At 34.9% G+C, this 15,629-nt stretch carries 21 protein-coding genes and 1 pseudogene; 16 read left to right on the top strand and 6 right to left on the bottom strand.

Annotation, left to right across the window (positions count from 1 at the left end):
* The 8 genes and pseudogenes from RTL21_RS20255 to RTL21_RS20220 form a co-directional block, all read left to right on the top strand.
* Positions 1-91: pseudogene (locus RTL21_RS20255) on the top strand (hydrogen gas-evolving membrane-bound hydrogenase subunit E); the annotation flags it as partial.
* Complete coding sequence (locus tag RTL21_RS20250) at positions 78-503, top strand: Na(+)/H(+) antiporter subunit B (RefSeq protein WP_312098544.1); 426 nt, start codon at positions 78-80, stop codon at positions 501-503. The pseudogene RTL21_RS20255 and the gene RTL21_RS20250, both read left to right, overlap by 14 nt.
* Complete coding sequence (locus RTL21_RS20245; protein WP_312098542.1) at positions 503-841, top strand: Na(+)/H(+) antiporter subunit C; 339 nt, start codon at positions 503-505, stop codon at positions 839-841. Before RTL21_RS20250 ends, RTL21_RS20245 begins: the two co-directional genes overlap by 1 nt.
* Positions 834-2,306, top strand: coding sequence for a Na+/H+ antiporter subunit D (locus RTL21_RS20240; protein ID WP_312098540.1), 1,473 nt, complete (start codon positions 834-836; stop codon positions 2,304-2,306). The genes RTL21_RS20245 and RTL21_RS20240 overlap by 8 nt, the downstream gene beginning before the upstream one ends.
* 5 nt (positions 2,307-2,311) lie before the next feature.
* Positions 2,312-2,788 carry a Na+/H+ antiporter subunit E gene (locus tag RTL21_RS20235; protein ID WP_312098538.1) on the top strand — a complete coding sequence of 159 codons (477 nt, stop codon included), beginning with the start codon at positions 2,312-2,314 and terminating at the stop codon, positions 2,786-2,788.
* Positions 2,788-3,075: a Na(+)/H(+) antiporter subunit F1 gene (locus tag RTL21_RS20230; protein WP_312098536.1), complete on the top strand. Its 288-nt coding sequence runs from the start codon at positions 2,788-2,790 to the stop codon at positions 3,073-3,075. Before RTL21_RS20235 ends, RTL21_RS20230 begins: the two co-directional genes overlap by 1 nt.
* Positions 3,056-3,418, top strand: a complete 363-nt coding sequence (gene mnhG / locus RTL21_RS20225) for a monovalent cation/H(+) antiporter subunit G (protein WP_312098534.1) — start codon at positions 3,056-3,058, stop codon at positions 3,416-3,418. The genes RTL21_RS20230 and mnhG overlap by 20 nt, the downstream gene beginning before the upstream one ends.
* 172 nt (positions 3,419-3,590) lie before the next feature.
* Positions 3,591-3,971, top strand: coding sequence for a YuzC family spore coat inner layer protein (locus RTL21_RS20220; protein WP_312098532.1), 381 nt, complete (start codon positions 3,591-3,593; stop codon positions 3,969-3,971).
* Positions 3,972-4,088: 117 nt separating this feature from the next.
* Here the strand turns inward: RTL21_RS20220 and RTL21_RS20215 are convergent, their stop codons facing one another.
* Complete coding sequence (locus RTL21_RS20215; RefSeq protein WP_312098530.1) at positions 4,089-4,301, bottom strand: hypothetical protein; 213 nt, start codon at positions 4,299-4,301, stop codon at positions 4,089-4,091.
* 261 nt (positions 4,302-4,562) lie between these two features.
* Between RTL21_RS20215 and RTL21_RS20210 the strand changes: the two genes are divergently transcribed.
* The 3 genes from RTL21_RS20210 to RTL21_RS20200 are packed head-to-tail and all read left to right on the top strand — an operon-like array spanning position 4,563 to position 6,893.
* On the top strand, positions 4,563-5,330 hold the full coding sequence (locus RTL21_RS20210; protein ID WP_312098528.1) for a glucose 1-dehydrogenase: 768 nt from the start codon (positions 4,563-4,565) through the stop codon (positions 5,328-5,330).
* A gap of 49 nt (positions 5,331-5,379) precedes the next feature.
* Positions 5,380-5,877 carry a hypothetical protein gene (locus tag RTL21_RS20205; protein ID WP_312098526.1) on the top strand — a complete coding sequence of 166 codons (498 nt, stop codon included), beginning with the start codon at positions 5,380-5,382 and terminating at the stop codon, positions 5,875-5,877.
* A 2-nt stretch (positions 5,878-5,879) separates the two neighbouring features.
* Positions 5,880-6,893, top strand: coding sequence for an alpha/beta fold hydrolase (locus tag RTL21_RS20200; protein ID WP_312098524.1), 1,014 nt, complete (start codon positions 5,880-5,882; stop codon positions 6,891-6,893).
* A 66-nt stretch (positions 6,894-6,959) separates the two neighbouring features.
* On the opposite strand, the gene RTL21_RS20195 is transcribed toward RTL21_RS20200, so the two are convergent.
* Entirely contained in the window at positions 6,960-8,462 is a 1,503-nt protein-coding gene (locus tag RTL21_RS20195) for a leucyl aminopeptidase (protein WP_312098522.1), read from the bottom strand.
* 412 nt (positions 8,463-8,874) lie between these two features.
* On the opposite strand from RTL21_RS20195, the gene RTL21_RS20190 reads away from it, so the two are divergent.
* Complete coding sequence (locus RTL21_RS20190; RefSeq protein ID WP_312098520.1) at positions 8,875-9,348, top strand: divergent PAP2 family protein; 474 nt, start codon at positions 8,875-8,877, stop codon at positions 9,346-9,348.
* 139 nt (positions 9,349-9,487) lie between these two features.
* On the opposite strand, the gene RTL21_RS20185 is transcribed toward RTL21_RS20190, so the two are convergent.
* Positions 9,488-10,195 carry a 3D domain-containing protein gene (locus tag RTL21_RS20185; protein ID WP_312098518.1) on the bottom strand — a complete coding sequence of 236 codons (708 nt, stop codon included), beginning with the start codon at positions 10,193-10,195 and terminating at the stop codon, positions 9,488-9,490.
* A 344-nt stretch (positions 10,196-10,539) separates the two neighbouring features.
* Here RTL21_RS20185 and RTL21_RS20180 point away from each other — a divergent pair, with 344 nt between their 5' ends.
* Positions 10,540-11,532, top strand: a complete 993-nt coding sequence (locus RTL21_RS20180) for an NAD(P)/FAD-dependent oxidoreductase (protein ID WP_312098516.1) — start codon at positions 10,540-10,542, stop codon at positions 11,530-11,532.
* Positions 11,533-11,703: 171 nt separating this feature from the next.
* Here RTL21_RS20180 and RTL21_RS20175 read toward each other — a convergent pair whose 3' ends face one another.
* A complete protein-coding gene (locus RTL21_RS20175) occupies positions 11,704-12,069 on the bottom strand; it encodes a HesB/IscA family protein (protein ID WP_312098514.1) in 366 nt (121 codons plus the stop codon).
* Between the two features lie 438 nt (positions 12,070-12,507).
* Here RTL21_RS20175 and RTL21_RS20170 point away from each other — a divergent pair, with 438 nt between their 5' ends.
* Positions 12,508-13,194: a DUF2225 domain-containing protein gene (locus RTL21_RS20170; RefSeq protein WP_312098512.1), complete on the top strand. Its 687-nt coding sequence runs from the start codon at positions 12,508-12,510 to the stop codon at positions 13,192-13,194.
* Between the two features lie 60 nt (positions 13,195-13,254).
* On the opposite strand, the gene RTL21_RS20165 is transcribed toward RTL21_RS20170, so the two are convergent.
* Positions 13,255-13,491, bottom strand: a complete 237-nt coding sequence (locus tag RTL21_RS20165) for a DUF1450 domain-containing protein (protein ID WP_312098510.1) — start codon at positions 13,489-13,491, stop codon at positions 13,255-13,257.
* A 208-nt stretch (positions 13,492-13,699) separates the two neighbouring features.
* Between RTL21_RS20165 and RTL21_RS20160 the strand changes: the two genes are divergently transcribed.
* A complete protein-coding gene (locus RTL21_RS20160; RefSeq protein ID WP_312098508.1) occupies positions 13,700-14,773 on the top strand; it encodes an NAD(P)/FAD-dependent oxidoreductase in 1,074 nt (357 codons plus the stop codon).
* 78 nt (positions 14,774-14,851) lie between these two features.
* Here RTL21_RS20160 and RTL21_RS20155 read toward each other — a convergent pair whose 3' ends face one another.
* On the bottom strand, positions 14,852-15,175 hold the full coding sequence (locus tag RTL21_RS20155; protein ID WP_312098507.1) for a YuzD family protein: 324 nt from the start codon (positions 15,173-15,175) through the stop codon (positions 14,852-14,854).
* 165 nt (positions 15,176-15,340) lie between these two features.
* Between RTL21_RS20155 and RTL21_RS20150 the strand changes: the two genes are divergently transcribed.
* A complete protein-coding gene (locus tag RTL21_RS20150) occupies positions 15,341-15,571 on the top strand; it encodes a NifU family protein (protein ID WP_312098505.1) in 231 nt (76 codons plus the stop codon).
* Positions 15,572-15,629 lie beyond the last annotated feature (58 nt).

Here is a 15,629-nt window from a genome sequence, read left to right as displayed (position 1 = left end):
CTTTGAAATCACGGTTCTTTCCATTGCTGCGATTGGTATCTATTCGATGATAACTTTGAGAATGGGAGGCAAAAAAAATGAAAATAAATAATTTAGTTTTACAGACCATCACAAAAGTCATTGTTTTTTTGATACTCCTTTATGCTGTTGATCTCTTCTTTGCTGGGCATTATACTCCTGGCGGAGGATTTATCGGTGGATTAATGGCAAGTGGAGCGATTGTTCTGTTGCTTATTGCTTATGACTTAAAATTAGTGAAGAAAATCTTCCCTGTAAATTTTATCTATGTATCTGCAATAGGTCTGTTAATAAGCACCTTAACAGGAATGATTGCCGTGTTATCTAATAAACCTTTTTTAACACATTCTTTTAATAAACATGCGCATTTGCCTTTAATAGGAGAAACGTCTCTTCACACTGCTGCGCTATTTGATCTTGGTGTTTTCTTAGTAGTAGTTGGCGTTACAATGACCATTATTCAAACGATCGGAGAGGATGATTAATGGAATTCTTAATGGCATTTATTATCGGTATTCTATTTATGTGTGCCACCTATTTAATTCTTTCTAAGAGCTTATTACGCATAATTATTGGAACAGGATTGCTTAGCCATGGGGTTCATTTATTGGTATTAACGATGGGTGGTCTTAAAAAAGGTGCTTCCCCTCTCTTGGGGCAGCATGCCGAAAGTTATACTGATCCATTACCCCAGGCGTTAATATTAACAGCTATTGTTATTAGCTTTGGTGTTACTTCCTTCTTATTAGTGCTTGCCTACAGAACCTATCAAGAATTAGGGACAGATAATATGGAGAAATTGAGAGGGAAAAAGTATGATTAATTTAATTCTATATCCAATTTTAATTCCTTTGTTTACTGGAATTATTTCGATTTTCTTCTATAAGAAAATCATTTTGCAACGTATTTTTTCCTTATTGAGCACTAGTGCATCGATTATTGTTACATTATTTATGATTGAGCAAATCAATGAGGAAGGGATTCAAACAGTAAATTTGAGTAATTGGGATGCTCCATTTGGGATAACGATTGTATCAGATATGCTATCAGCACTTCTTGTGTTAACAACAAACATTATCGCATTCTGCTGCATAATTTATTCTTTTAAAGGAATCGAAAGAGAAAAAGAAGCCTACTTTTACTACTCTATCATTCAATTTCTGTTAGTTGGAGTTATTGGTGCGTTTTCAACTGGGGATATCTTCAACCTGTTTGTATTCTTTGAAGTCATGTTAATGGCTTCCTATGTACTACTTGTTCTTGGAAATACAAAGATACAGCTAAGAGAAACGGTAAAATACATAATTGTAAATGTTGTCGCATCTGCGCTCTTTGTGATTGCTGTTGCCTATTTATATTCAGTTGTTGGAACATTAAACATGGCCTCTATCTCAGAACGAATTAGTCAAGTAGGAGGAGCTGGAATTTTAACAGCCATCGCCGTCCTCTTCTTAATCGTTTTCGGATTAAAAGGAGCTATCTTCCCGTTATTTTTCTGGCTTCCAGGTTCTTATTATGCCGCTCCAATTCCAATACTGGCATTATTCGGTGCGTTATTAACGAAGGTAGGAGTTTATTCCATTGCGAGAACCTATTCTCTATTCTTTTACAACGACACTTATGTCTTTTCATTATTAGGCACTCTTGCCCTTATAACCATCGTTTTTGGGTCTATCGGATCCATTGCCTATAATGACGTAAAAAAAATAATTATCTATAATATCGTTACTGCGATTGGTGTTATCTTGTATGGATTCTCTACCTTTAATGCCGTTTCCCTTAATGGATCAATTTTTTACCTTTTACATGACATGATTATAAAAGGGGCTCTCTTCTTGTTAATTGGAGTGATGATCTTTATTACAGGTACTAGCAATTTAAAATACATGAGCGGATTAATGAAGAAATATCCTCTGCTCGCTTGGGCATTTTTCATTGCAGCCCTTGGTTTAGCAGGTATTCCTCCGCTAAGTGGCTTTGTCGGTAAATTGCTTATTATTCAAGGGGCATTCGAAGACAGTAATTATATCGGAAGCTTTATTGTAGTTCTATCCAGTCTTTTTGTATTGCTTTCCGTTATTAAGATATTTGTTAAAGGTTTTTGGGGGGATGAATCAGATAATGTAACGAAAAAGCCTGTAAAAACACTTCTATTACCTGGCTGTATACTAGTTCTTCTTTCCATTCTTATAGGAATTGGAGCAGAGGTTCTTTCACCATATATTTCTCTAGCTGCTGAGAATCTGCTACAACCGGAAAATTATATACATGCCGTACTAAAGGAGTGATGACGATGGCATTTCAATTATTATTAAATTTTGTAATCAGTTTTATTTGGATGTTTCTAAAAGGATCCTTCGCTCCAGATACATTTCTAATTGGTTTTATTATCGGATTGATTCTCATCTATATCACAAGACGTTTTTTCACAGAAAAGTTTTATTTATACCGAGTGGTTTCCATACTTAAGCTAATAGGAATTTTTCTAAGAGAGCTAGTTCTTTCTAATATTGCGGTGTTAAAGATTATTCTTCAACCAAGACTAAAGGTCACACCTGGTATTTTTGCATTAGAAACGGATTTAACAAAGGATTGGGAAATAACGATCCTCTGTAATCTAATTACCCTTACACCTGGAACCCTTGTAGTGGATATTTCAGAGGACAATAAGATTCTTTATATTCATGCGATGGATATTAGTGATAAAGAGGCAACGGTTAACAGTATTAAAAATACCTTTGAAAAAGCCATACAAGAGGTGAGTATTTGATGTTCCAAACAATCATGCACATATCTTTATTTATTATTTCTATTTCAACCGCATTATTTATTTATCGGGTTTTAAAGGGACCAACTACTCCAGATAGAGTGGTCGCTCTTGATGCAATTGGTATTAACTTAGTAGCAATTACTGCTATTTTATCAATTGTATTAAAAACTTCAGCCTTTCTGGAAATTATTCTGCTTATTGGTATTTTAGCTTTTATAGGGACAGTTGCTTTTTCTAAATATCTAGAGAAAGGAGAAATTATCGAAAATGACCGAAACAATCATTAGCATTATTATTGCTATCCTTATTCTCCTTGGTGCCCTATTAAGTCTTGTTGCAAGCATTGGGGTAGTAAGACTTCCAGATGTTTACACAAGAAGCCATGCAGCGTCCAAAGCTGCAACGCTGGGAGTAATGTGTATTCTTCTTGGCACATGTCTCTATTTTTTCCAAACGGAGAAAATTTTTAATTCTCGCTTGATTCTTGCGATTGCGTTTATTTTCTTAACATCTCCAGTAGCTGGACAACTTATTATCCGTTCTGCCTATAATAGTCAAATACCTATGGCAGCTGAAACGATAAGAGATGATTTGAAACAAGCAAAAAAGGCAATGGCAAAAAATAAATAAAAAATCCATCCCTTCCCTTATTTGATTACCTGCGGACACTGTTTAAAGACTTGAGATATTAAGGTTATTCCATCCTTGATCTCAAGTCTTTTTTTCTCTTTAATCATATTTTCTTCCTAGAAAGAATAGCATGTAGGAAAATACATTATTATGTAAGAAAGGAATGTCCGCTATGTATCAAGCCATATTTTATCATCGTAATACTCCTACTCCTGCAGTATTCCATCCCTATCTTCATTATCCCATCTATTTCCGTGAACTTCCCGAAGTAAATCCTTCTAAACTTATTGATTCCGCCAAAGATACATTAAATCTTTTGCCAGATGTGGAAGCATGTTTAAAGCAGCTAGCTAATTCCTATGAGTTTTCCAAAAACCTAATGAGTGCAGCCCAATTATCCAAAACAGAAACAGTCGAACAATTAATTAAATCCATTGGTTTAAAAGAAACACCTAAAATATCCTATAATCCTGATGGGATAATATTAAACTTTGACCATAAAAATAAACCTCCCCATTGTTGCTATTTATCTGTTCAACTAAGATGGCGTTAACATTTTTTATTTATTTATGGATTATTTCAGACTGCATAGAGGTGCAGCCTGAAATAATAAAAAAATCTCTGTAATTTATTTTCCCAACAAATTTTTAATTTTCCTAATGAGCATTTTTTAGTAGTAAGGATACGGTCCGTATGGAGCTGGGCCAAATGGAACGGGACCATACGGAACAGGACCATATGGCACTGGACCAAAAAATGGTCTAGGTCTGACTAAAGCTCCCCCTATAACTCCGCCTAATAAACCTCCCACAAAAGGTGCTGCAAACCAAGCTCTTGAATCATGCTGCGGATATTGATACTGATATGGGTAACCATGCATCATTCGCAATTACCTCCACTCTCTTTTATACTTTATTTCTCTCTACTCTATTTTCTATGCGAATGTCCCCTTTTTGGACTGGGCTATCGCCTTATCTGGCTAAATTTCCACATTGGAAAAGTCATTAAAAATCCCTCAAACTTTACGAAAGCAGCGAGAATTAATACAGGATAGGCGTAGGTATATCCATCAATTTATTCACCCTTAGGACATTGCTTGTCTATACTATATGGAATAGATGTAGCAGGAGGAATGGTAAATAAAATGAATTCACTTTTTGATTTGACGAATCAAACAGCAATCATCACTGGGGGGAGCCGAGGGTTAGGAGAACAGATGGCAACTACATTAGGAGAAGCAGGTGCAAACATCGTCATTTGTTCCAGAAACGTTGATCAATGTACAAAAACTGCTAATAAATTACAGGGTATAGGAATTAAGGTGTTAGCCCTTCCCTGTGATGTGTCCAAAAAAGAGGATATTAACCATGTAATTAGTAAAACCATAGATAAATTTGGCTCAATCGATATTTTAATTAATAACAGTGGCACTTCCTGGATGGCACCATTTTTAGATTATCCAGAAGACAAATGGGACAAAGTACTCGATGTGAATGTCAAAGGCACTTTTTTATTTTCACAGGCAGTTGCTAAAAAAATGGCAGAACAAAAACATGGCAAAATAATTAATATTTCCTCTGTGACTGCATTTAGCGGGACACCACCTCAGCTATTAGACGCGATAGCCTACAACACAAGTAAAGGGGCACTAATTACTTTAACAAAGGAGTTAGCGATTAAATTGGCTCCTCACAATATACAAGTAAATGCGATTGCACCAGGATTTTTCCCGACAAAAATAGCTGCCGCATTGGAAAACCATAAAAACCTAATTACCACAAAAATTCCAGCAAGACGTTTAGGGGAATTAAGTGATTTAGACGGAATTATTCTTCTCTTATCAGGAGAAGCATCCAATTATATTACTGGACAAATTATTGCAATTGATGGTGGACTTTCTTCCACACTTTAAAAATTCTATGTTAAGTTCACTAAAAAAGAATAGAAAGAGGGATATGAAAATGGCTCAAGTTACAATCGACTTTTATGAGTTATTAAAAAAAGGCGGAAACTTACTTCAATATCGGCTAAATAACCGAATTAAAAATAGTTTAAATCAAATATCTGTCATTGATTTTACAAGTACAAAAACAAATCCATTAACTAACAAGTTAGATCAAATTCAAAGTTACTCCGAACAATTAAGTAATTATATTAACCTTCCTACCAAAACAGATTTAGCAAACGCAACCCAATTAATTCTTCAATCTGAAGAAAAAATTGATAATCTTGACGACCAATTGTTTGAATTAACTACTATGATGAAAGAAGTAAAACAATTAATGGAACAATTAAGCTTGAATTCTACAGATGATTACTCCTTACAATTAACTAACAAAATCACAGAGCAGGAACAAAGAATTTCCATCTTGCAAAATGAATTAGTACAAGCAAAACAACAATTAGCATCACAAAAAGAAGAATTCAGCCATTCTACAATTTCTAATCAGGCGATATAATTATGGCAAAAAAAAATCTAGCAAAATTTATTCATACATTGTCATACGATCCTGTTGTCGGGCAATCAGAACGATATGCGATATGGAAAAAAAATAAAGCGACCTTATGGTACTACCCTTCCAAAAAAAGAAAATTCAAAGAATCTATTTATCTTATTTATTCTATTGTCAATAAGCCATATATCCTCGATTTAGGTCCTTCTATGAGTTTAATTGAGGCATTTAATAACGCGGGCTATGATGCTTATTTAATTGATTTTGGCATCCCAGCATATGAAGATCGTCATTTAACAATTGATGATTATATCACAAAGTATATTCAACAAGGATTCAAAAGAGCCATGCGACATGCAGGCACAGATTCTTTCACAGTGATTGGATTTTGTCTAGGAGGTACACTTGCTTCCATATTCGCAGCATTGGATAATCGTCATATCAAAAATTTAATTCTCGCTGTTTCGCCAATTGATTTTTCTGCATTTCCTGATTACAACAACTGGCTGAAAGCACTGCGTGAAGAGGAAATAAAAATAGATAACCTTATTGATAAAATGGGCATTATTCCTCCAGAATCAGTAAAATACGGGACAAGATTGCTTGTTGCCCCCTTGTCATTTAGCCATTATTTAGCACTTCTAAATCGCTCTGGAGAAAAGAATTACACGGAAAAATGGGCAAGGATGAACAAATGGACACTTGATCACATTCCAGTTGCTGGTGATACATTTAAACAAATCATGAATGATTATGTAAAGGAAAATAAAATAATGGAGGGTGGATTAACAATCCATGGAGAAGAAGTTGATTTTTCGAAAATCGAATCCAATCTCCTCGTATTTTCTACCAAGCAGGATCCGCTTGTTCCAAGTTCGCTTTGTGAACCAATCATGGATCTTGTTTCAAGCAAAGATAAATCCTTTGTTTTATTCGAAGGAGGACATGCTGGCCTTGTTGCAAAATCACATATGCCAGAACCGATGGAAACTTGGCTAAAGGTTCATAGTACCCTCCTTTAAATACAAATGAGAACCCCATCATTAAAAAATGATTGGGGTTCTACCTGATTATTAATAGAAACGTGTTTATTTCGCGCTTTCAAATCTTTCCACAAATAACGCTAGTGTTCTTGTCATTGCACCCGTTGCACCTGGCTGACCTAAATCAGTTGCTTTGCTTTGTGTAGAAGTTCCAGCAATATCTAAATGGACCCATGGAGTTTCTTCGGCAAATTCTCCAATAAAGGCTCCACCCATAATCGCATGACCAGCACCACCTGGTGAATTATTTAAATCAGCTATAGGACTATTACGTACCAATTTTTTGTGGCTTTCAAAAATAGGCAGTCTCCACATTTGTTCGCCTGCTTCATAGGATGCTTCTAATACTTGCTCAAATAATGATTCATTGTTCGTCATTGCACCAGTTGTTTCCATACCTAATGCCGTGATTACCCCACCAGTTAGGGTTGCAACATCCACAAGATAATTAGCGCCATGGTGTTTAGCATAGGTTACCGCATCTGCTAAAACTAAACGTCCTTCAGCATCCGTATTTAATACTTCAATCGTTTTTCCGCTCATTGACGTGATAACATCATCTGGTTTAAATGCATGACCGCTTATCATATTATCAGTAGATGGTATAACCGCAACGACATTTTGTTCTGGTCTTAGTTCTCCAATAACTTCCATTGCACCAAGAACAGCCGCTGCTCCACCCATATCTGTTTTCATGCCAACAATGCCCGTTTTGGTCTTAAGAGAATAGCCACCTGTATCAAATGTAATCCCTTTTCCTACTAAACCAATAACTTCTTCCCATTTTTCTTTTCCTTGGTATTTTAGAACAATCATTTTAGGAGGCTCTGTAGAGCCTTGGTTTACAGCAAGCAAAGCACCCATTCCAAGCTTTAGCATATCTTCCTTTTCTAAAATTTCTGCTTCAAAACCATATTTATCTGCTAACTCTAACGCATAATTAGCAAGATCCGTCGCTTTTAACATATTTCCTGGAAGATTAACAAGTGTGCGTGCAGAATTTGTCGCCTGTCCATATACATAACCTACCATTAGCGATGCCATTACTTCCTCTTCTTCCGCATGGCTATATACGGTAATTTCCGTAATTTCCTTTTCAGGTTCATTGGATTTTTGCTTATATCCAGTAAATTCATACGTAGCAAGTCCAAAAGCTTCGCTAAATGCATGAGCAACATCCTGTACTTCGATTTCATCTGTTACAAAGGAATCCAAATACACAGCCGTTTCCACCCATTTTTCACTGGTTATACGTTTAAAGGTCGCTCCAAAGATTTCTTTTAGCTCGTCAAAGGAAAGCTCTTTCTCCCTGCCTAATCCAACAAAAACAATTCGTTTTGCTCCAATTTTCCCAAAAGTATGTATGACAGTAATTGATTTTTTCTTTGCTGAAATATCCCCATCTTTTACTAGATTCGTTAACTCTCCGTCGAAGAGTTCATCTAATGTTTGGAGCTGTCCTTCTAATTTAATAGATTTATCAAATAATCCCACGATGATACTTTCATGATTATTTTGAAAATCCCAATCTGACTGATAAGAAAACATATATTCATTCCTCCATTCCATTTCTTATTCTATTATAACGAATTTATTCATCATTTCGTATAACTAATTAATTTTCCATCCTTAATTCTTTAAAATATAAAAAGATTTTTTCGAATTTAAGTAGAAAGCTCAATATTTGGTTATGTTATAATAAGATAAGTGGAAACAGCAAATTTGAAGCGTGAATAATGCTATCCTTAAAATTAAAAAATATTAGCATTTTCTGCCTTCTTACGGTTATAGAAAATAAATAAAAATACATAATGAAAACCATTTTCACTCTATTTCTAAACTCCACTGTCTACCTCCTTATTACCATTAATATTCCTTATATGAAAGATTAATAATGCGATAAATAAGGTATACATACTTTAAAGTACAGATTCTACCACAGAAATGATGAGGTGTTTTTATGGAACTACTAGCTAACTTTCCTTTACTTGCGAGTTTAGTTGCAATTTTTTTCGCACAATTTATCAAAGTACCAATTACTTTTTTTGTTACAAAAAAAATTGATTGGTCTCTGTTAACTAGTACTGGAGGCATGCCAAGTTCTCATTCAGCAGCTGTAACCGCCCTATCAACTGGTATTGCACTTCAAACGGGCTTTGATTCACCGATTTTTGCTGTTGCTGCTATCTTTGCGATTATTACCATGTTTGATGCCACAGGGGTAAGAAGACAAGCGGGAGAACAAGCAATTGTTTTAAATCGCTTAGTAAACGATTTTAATAAATTCTTAAATGAAGCAAAAGGATGGCAGAATAAACCCGAACAAGAAAAAAGAAAAGAACTAAAAGAATTGTTAGGCCATAAACCAATTGAAGTATTTTTTGGTGGACTAACCGGCATCCTACTGACGCTTCTTTTACATATGTTCATTTAGTAAATAATTTATTTATGACAATTATATAAACGAAAAAGGGATTTCCGAGAAGCAGAGTTCTTAACAAGTTATGTTCGATTTTTGTTAAGAAATCAGTCTTTAGGAACTCCCTTTATTTATATGTTTGGATATATTTTGCCTATTTATTTTCTACTTTTGTATATTGTTGACGAAATACTTGCATTGATTCCTCTTCATTTAAGGCACTTAATGTTTCTTCCGTTAATTTTCCATTACCCATTTCCACTATGTATACATCTACTGTTTTCTTTCCCCACTGACTATATACATCTTGTACCGTTTCGTAGTAAAGATCTAATTTATTTCCATTAATTGCTGAACCAGTATCAGCTACTACTCCAAATCCATAATCAGGGATGAAAAGTATGGTTCCGATTGGAAATACGCTAGTATCTGCAGCAATTGTACTATATAAATCTCTTTTTACTTTCACTCCTGAATAAGTGATTCCAAATTGGGGATGACCAGGGTTCTTCCCCGTAGATTCATATCCAGCCGTATATCCAGTCGCTACCACTCGTTTGGTTGGATATTGTGACCAATCTTTCATATTTTCCAGCAAAGGAGGTTTACCTGCAACCTCAGTACTTGATGAAATTTGTGTTTTCTCAACCAATGCTTTTTTAAAGCTTTTCAACGCTACACCAATTTGTTTAATTGTATGCTCAAAATGTTCGTTATCCTCGTTTGCCTGTGATAGCTCGTTATTGCTAAAATTTATCGAACTTGCCTTAACTCCTGAAATCGACTGAAATGTGGTTAGTAGTGCTACCATAAAAAGTAGAACCATTCCAACTCTTCTAAAAAACTTTTTATAAAAATTCATATTTTTCACTCCTCCCAAAACTATTCATTTCCCATATTCAAAGAATTTATTCATAAATAGTTAAAAAGAGGAACTTCCCCCCTAGCAAAATACCAAAAAATTCAAAAAAATGCCAATTAATCTATTCTAATCGATAGAACTTCCGTATTCTGTGCAACTAATCACTAACAAAGTTAATAGAGAACAAAGGAATAAATTGACTAAATAGTAGCTTTTCTATTATTAAAACGTAGTAGAGTGGTCCTAGATCTCTAAAAAAACTAAGATTAAAAAAGTGAGAATTCATGATCATTATGATATGATAACTTGTAGAATTTAATCTTTTGTAGGAGGGTTTAAACAAATTGGAAGAAAATCAAACCATTTATGACATTACAGTAATTGGTGGTGGACCTGTTGGAATGTTCACTGCTTTCTATGGAGGGATGAGACAAGCAACCGTTAAAATCATTGAAAGTCTCCCTGCGCTTGGCGGTCAGCTTACTGCACTCTATCCTGAAAAATATATATATGATATTGCTGGATTCCCGAAAATCCGCGCTCAAGAGTTAGTCGATAACTTAGAAGAGCAAATGAAAAAATTTGAACAGTCCATTGTATTGGAACAAGCTGTTCAAACAGTTGAGAAACAAGGAGATGGTGTATTCAAAATCACCACAGATAAAGAAGTTCATTATTCCAAAACCATTATTATTACTGCTGGAAACGGAGCGTTCCAACCTCGCAAATTAGAATTGGAGCAAGCAAAAGATTACGAAGGCAAAAACCTTTATTACTTTATTAATGATTTAAATCAGTTCGCTGGAAAAAAAGTAATGGTATTTGGCGGTGGAGATTCTGCAGTAGACTGGGCATTAATGCTAGAACCTATTGCCGATACAGTTTACTTAGCACATAGACGCGATAAATTCCGTGCACATGAGCATAGTGTAGAAAACCTTAAAAATTCAAAGGTAAACATTAAAACACCTTATGTTCCGTCCGAATTAGTTGGAGATGAGGAAATTAAACAAGTTATTCTTGAGAATGTTACAACACAGGAAAAAGAAATTATTGATGTAGATGCAGTCATCGTAAACTACGGATTTGTTTCTTCACTTGGCCCAATTAAAGAATGGGGCTTTGAAATTCAAAAGAATTCTATTGTTGTTAATAGTAAAATGGAAACAAATATTCCAGGAATATATGCAGCTGGAGATATCTGCACATATGATGGAAAGGTTAAATTAATTGCTACTGGATTTGGTGAAGCACCTACTGCTGTCAATAATGCGAAAACATATATGGATCCAAAAGCTAGAGTACAACCGCTTCATAGTACTTCATTATTCAAGTAAACCTTTTTAACTGATTATAATCATTTGCTTCTTTTCGCCATTTTAGTGGATTGCTTTATGCAAAGACAATTGATTACACTCAGTCTTTTATTTACGCCAACAAAAAAAACACTACTAACCTTTTGTAGTTTCCCAAAAAGATTAGTGGTGTTTTTATTAAACTCTAACTTATTAGCACTCTTCAGGTGTTCCAGCCACTTTTGCTGTACGGAAAGATGACCCACAACCACATGATGCAATCGCATTTGGGTTATCGATGGTAAAGCCTCCACCCATTAGGGATTGTTTGTAATCAATTTTTGTCCCTTTTAAAATTGGGCCATCATTTTGATCTACTAAAACACGTATGCCGTATTGCTCAAACAATTGGTCATTTTCCTCTTTTTCAGGTGAGAAGCCCATTCCATAAGACAAACCACTACACCCTCCACCTTTTACTGCAACTCTTAAATAAGCATTCTCTTCATCATTTTCCTTCATCATTTCTTTGATTTGAAGAGCAGCGGCTTCTGTTATGTGTACAATTTCTTCTGTCACTGTTCATTCTCCTTTCGTCCTATTATTACTCCCTATTATATACCTCCAATCGTAACTACTCAACTGAATGGACCTGAGTTAAAAATTGGGAATAACATGGCTAGGACATAAGTATTCCAGTCCAAGTTAATGCCAACAATTATACGAAAGTTTCATATGATTGTCGGCATTTTTAATTAGCTTTTAATAAGGCAGTTTTAATTGTTATTACCCGCAGCCTAAACTATTTACTTTTGTCCCAACCCTCCTAATCTAAAAAAATGTTTCTTTTTCTAAAAATCTAAAAAAACTCCATGATCTTTACTAGGTCTAAAACCAAATACCAACTAGTTCTTTTAACCTATTTATAATATTTTAATAGGAAATATTACTCATTAAGATGTATAATAGTATATAAGAATTATATCTTTTTACCCATCTGAAAAAGGAGTGAGAAACTTGAATAAAATCGAACCATTATTTGACAAACAATGTACCTGTTTACTTTGCCATACTAAATTCACTACTAAAAAATTGCGTTCCAAGTTTGTTAAATTAAAGAAAATGGATACTGATTTCTTTCCTGTCTATGCTGAGCATAATCCACTCCTATATTACATAAATGTTTGCCCGGCTTGCGGTTTTTCTTACAGTGATGATACAAGTCCATATTTCTCACCAGACAGTAAAATGACACTTATTGATAAAGTATGTTCCCACTGGATTCCACATTCCTTCGGCAAGGAACGGAGTATAGAGGATAGCATTAAAACGTATAAGTTAGCTGCCTATTGCGCTTCTGTTCGAAAGCAAAAGCATATTACTCTTGCTGGTCTATATCTACGGATTTCCTGGCATTATCGCTTGTTAAATAACGCAGAACAAGAAATGCGTTTTATAGCCCTTGCATTATCAGAATATGAAATCTCCTATTCAATTGGTGATTATCAAGGAACCCAAGTTTCTGAATTACGAACGATTTATTTAATCGCAGATCTTTCGAAGCGTACGAATAATATAGAGCAAGCTACTAAATATTATTCGAAAGTAATCGAGAAGCAGAATAGAACCGTAGAAACACAAATTGTAAAGTTAGCTAAAGAAAGCTGGCAAGAAATGCGAGAAAGCCAAAAAACATTCATATAAAATCACCTATATCAGTGAACTTAATTTTCTTGTAACTCACTGATATGGGTGGCTTTTTTATTAAATTGGATTCGCTGCTAAATACTGATAGATATTTTTCACAAGATTTTGTGAATCTTCTCCTCTTATTACCTCTCCATTTACCAAAGCAAAGAGCGCTTCTCCACATTGACCACAATAACTTAAGCAACCATAATCAATCACATCTAATTCTTCATCCTGCTCGAGTATTTCCTTTGCTTCGTAAGCTCCAGACGCAAGGTTACTAAGACAAAATTCAATTAGCGGTTTAAACAAAATGTCTCACCTCTCCCCTACAAATTATACTAGGTTTTTCTTAAGGTGGAAGCAAAGAATATCTTATTTACTAAAAGTGCTCTTCTTAAAGAGAAAAGTCATTTTCATAAATAAACTTAATATACTCTTTAAGGAGACAGCTCTGACTTCCATGCACTATTTTCATACCTATAGATACCTTGACGAATGATAACAAAGGGGGGAAAGAATGAAAAAATTAGTAATATTAGGCGGTGGGTATGGTGGAATGCGACTATTATCCTCCATAATACCTCATTTACCATATAATCTAGTGGTCATATTAATAGATAAAGTCCCTTTTCACTTTCTTAAGACAGAGTATTACGCTATTGCTGCGGGCACCGTTCAGGATCAAAGTCTTCAAATTCCTTTTCCTAAACACCCTCAAGTCAGTCTTATACAGGCGGAAGTAGAAAAAATCGATTTGGAAAATAATAAGGTATGGCTAACAAGTAGAAATCCCATTGAATACGATGATCTTATTATTGGACTTGGCTGTGAAGATAATTATCATCAGGTAGAGGGTGCGGATAAATACACACATAGTATTCAATCTATTAGTAAGTCTAAACGTACACATAAGCATCTTCAAAGCTTACCTGATGGTGCAAAAGTGGCTATAATCGGCGGTGGTTTAAGCGGAGTTGAATTAGCTGCTGAACTAGTCGAGATTAGAAAGTTAGAAATATCGCTATTTGATCGAGGGAAGACCATTTTAACTTCTTATCCTCAAAAAGTAAGAAATTATGTAGAACGATGGTTTGAATCAAAAAAAGTAATCGTTTTTAAAAATAGTGAAATCACTCGTATTGAAGAGAATATCGTTTATAATCATGGAAACCCGCTGTCGTTTGATTGTATCGTTTGGACCGCTGGCATTCAGCCAAATAAAATTGTCCGTGCACTAGAGGTGGAAAAAGATAAAAAAGGGAGGATTCTCTTATCTAAATATCATCACCTTCCAGGAAATGAACATGTTTTTGTTGTTGGTGATTGCGCTAGTTTAACTCACCCTCCAAGTGCACAGCTTGCTGAAGGACAGGCAGAACAAATAGCCTTTGTTCTCATTTCTAGATGGCATGGTAAAGTACTTCCCTATCAAATGCCTCCAATAAAGTTAAAAGGAGTCCTTGGATCATTAGGAAAAAAAGACGGCTTTGGCCTTATTGCTAAAACAGCTTTGACAGGAAGGATTCCACGATTAATAAAGCATGGGGTCTTATGGAAAGATAAAAATAAAAAAAGCAGAATTACAGATTAAAAAGACAGTGTCGTTTTTGAACCATCTAGATGGGTTCCTTCCTTCTCTATAGATAGCTCATTACAACGGCACTCCTTCTTACATGCTCGTATAACCATATTTCTCAAATTCCGCATAAATTTTCTTTAATTTCGGATTTCCCTCTCCAACTATTTCTCCCTCAATGACAACTACTGGATAAAATAAGTCTTCCTCAATAATCTTCCGGCAAAATTCATTTTTTTCTTCTTCATAATTACCTTGAAAAATATCATAATAACTTATGCGAAAGGTTTGCTCAGGAAATTTTCTACTCAATGCTGCTTGGAGCCATTCATACGTATCTTTAGAGGATGGTAAATTGACACAACTAGCACAAATTTGGTCTGCACCATATATACTTACTTCAATTTCTTTTTTCACAGCGAATCTCCCCCTCAAATAGACGAGCTCGTCTATTCCTTATTTTTGCGGTTAGTATTATGTTTTCTATTCATCCATTTTTTGTTTATGTAATTCGTGTTTCTTGATTATAGATTTTTCATCCTAATGTGATTATAATAAATAATAGGAAAGGAGTCGATATGTATGCAAGAAATGAAAGAACAAGTACAAGAAGTACTCGATAAATTACGTCCATTCCTTTTAAGAGATGGCGGAGACTGTGAATTAGTTGATGTAGAGGATGGTATTGTTAAGCTACGTTTACTTGGTGCTTGCGGAAGCTGCCCAAGCTCTACCATTACTTTAAAAGCTGGTATTGAACGAGCTTTATTAGAAGAAGTACCAGGAGTTTACGAAGTAGAGCAAGTATTTTAATCCTACCTATTTTTAAAAGTAGGAAGAGGATGCATTTTGTGCATCCTCTTTTTTTCTT

Origin of the sequence: Niallia sp., assembly GCF_031978665.1 — a bacterium.
GTDB lineage: Bacteria > Bacillota > Bacilli > Bacillales > Cytobacillaceae > Niallia.
This window is presented reverse-complemented; position numbering and strand designations above follow the sequence as displayed.

What these genes read in the sequence shown, in the direction of transcription:
- RTL21_RS20195 (WP_312098522.1), bottom strand. Translation starts at nt 8,462, where the DNA reads ATGTTTTCTTATCAGTCAGATTGGGATTTTCAAAATAATCATGAAAGT.
- RTL21_RS20160 (WP_312098508.1), top strand. Translation starts at nt 13,700, where the DNA reads ATGAAAAAATTAGTAATATTAGGCGGTGGGTATGGTGGAATGCGACTA.
- RTL21_RS20240 (WP_312098540.1), top strand. Translation starts at nt 834, where the DNA reads ATGATTAATTTAATTCTATATCCAATTTTAATTCCTTTGTTTACTGGA.
- RTL21_RS20250 (WP_312098544.1), top strand. Translation starts at nt 78, where the DNA reads ATGAAAATAAATAATTTAGTTTTACAGACCATCACAAAAGTCATTGTT.
- RTL21_RS20235 (WP_312098538.1), top strand. Translation starts at nt 2,312, where the DNA reads ATGGCATTTCAATTATTATTAAATTTTGTAATCAGTTTTATTTGGATG.
- RTL21_RS20245 (WP_312098542.1), top strand. Translation starts at nt 503, where the DNA reads ATGGAATTCTTAATGGCATTTATTATCGGTATTCTATTTATGTGTGCC.
- RTL21_RS20210 (WP_312098528.1), top strand. Translation starts at nt 4,563, where the DNA reads ATGAATTCACTTTTTGATTTGACGAATCAAACAGCAATCATCACTGGG.
- RTL21_RS20200 (WP_312098524.1), top strand. Translation starts at nt 5,880, where the DNA reads ATGGCAAAAAAAAATCTAGCAAAATTTATTCATACATTGTCATACGAT.
- RTL21_RS20220 (WP_312098532.1), top strand. Translation starts at nt 3,591, where the DNA reads ATGTATCAAGCCATATTTTATCATCGTAATACTCCTACTCCTGCAGTA.
- mnhG (WP_312098534.1), top strand. Translation starts at nt 3,056, where the DNA reads ATGACCGAAACAATCATTAGCATTATTATTGCTATCCTTATTCTCCTT.
- RTL21_RS20215 (WP_312098530.1), bottom strand. Translation starts at nt 4,301, where the DNA reads ATGATGCATGGTTACCCATATCAGTATCAATATCCGCAGCATGATTCA.
- RTL21_RS20205 (WP_312098526.1), top strand. Translation starts at nt 5,380, where the DNA reads ATGGCTCAAGTTACAATCGACTTTTATGAGTTATTAAAAAAAGGCGGA.
- RTL21_RS20230 (WP_312098536.1), top strand. Translation starts at nt 2,788, where the DNA reads ATGTTCCAAACAATCATGCACATATCTTTATTTATTATTTCTATTTCA.
- RTL21_RS20185 (WP_312098518.1), bottom strand. Translation starts at nt 10,195, where the DNA reads ATGAATTTTTATAAAAAGTTTTTTAGAAGAGTTGGAATGGTTCTACTT.
- RTL21_RS20150 (WP_312098505.1), top strand. Translation starts at nt 15,341, where the DNA reads ATGCAAGAAATGAAAGAACAAGTACAAGAAGTACTCGATAAATTACGT.
- RTL21_RS20190 (WP_312098520.1), top strand. Translation starts at nt 8,875, where the DNA reads ATGGAACTACTAGCTAACTTTCCTTTACTTGCGAGTTTAGTTGCAATT.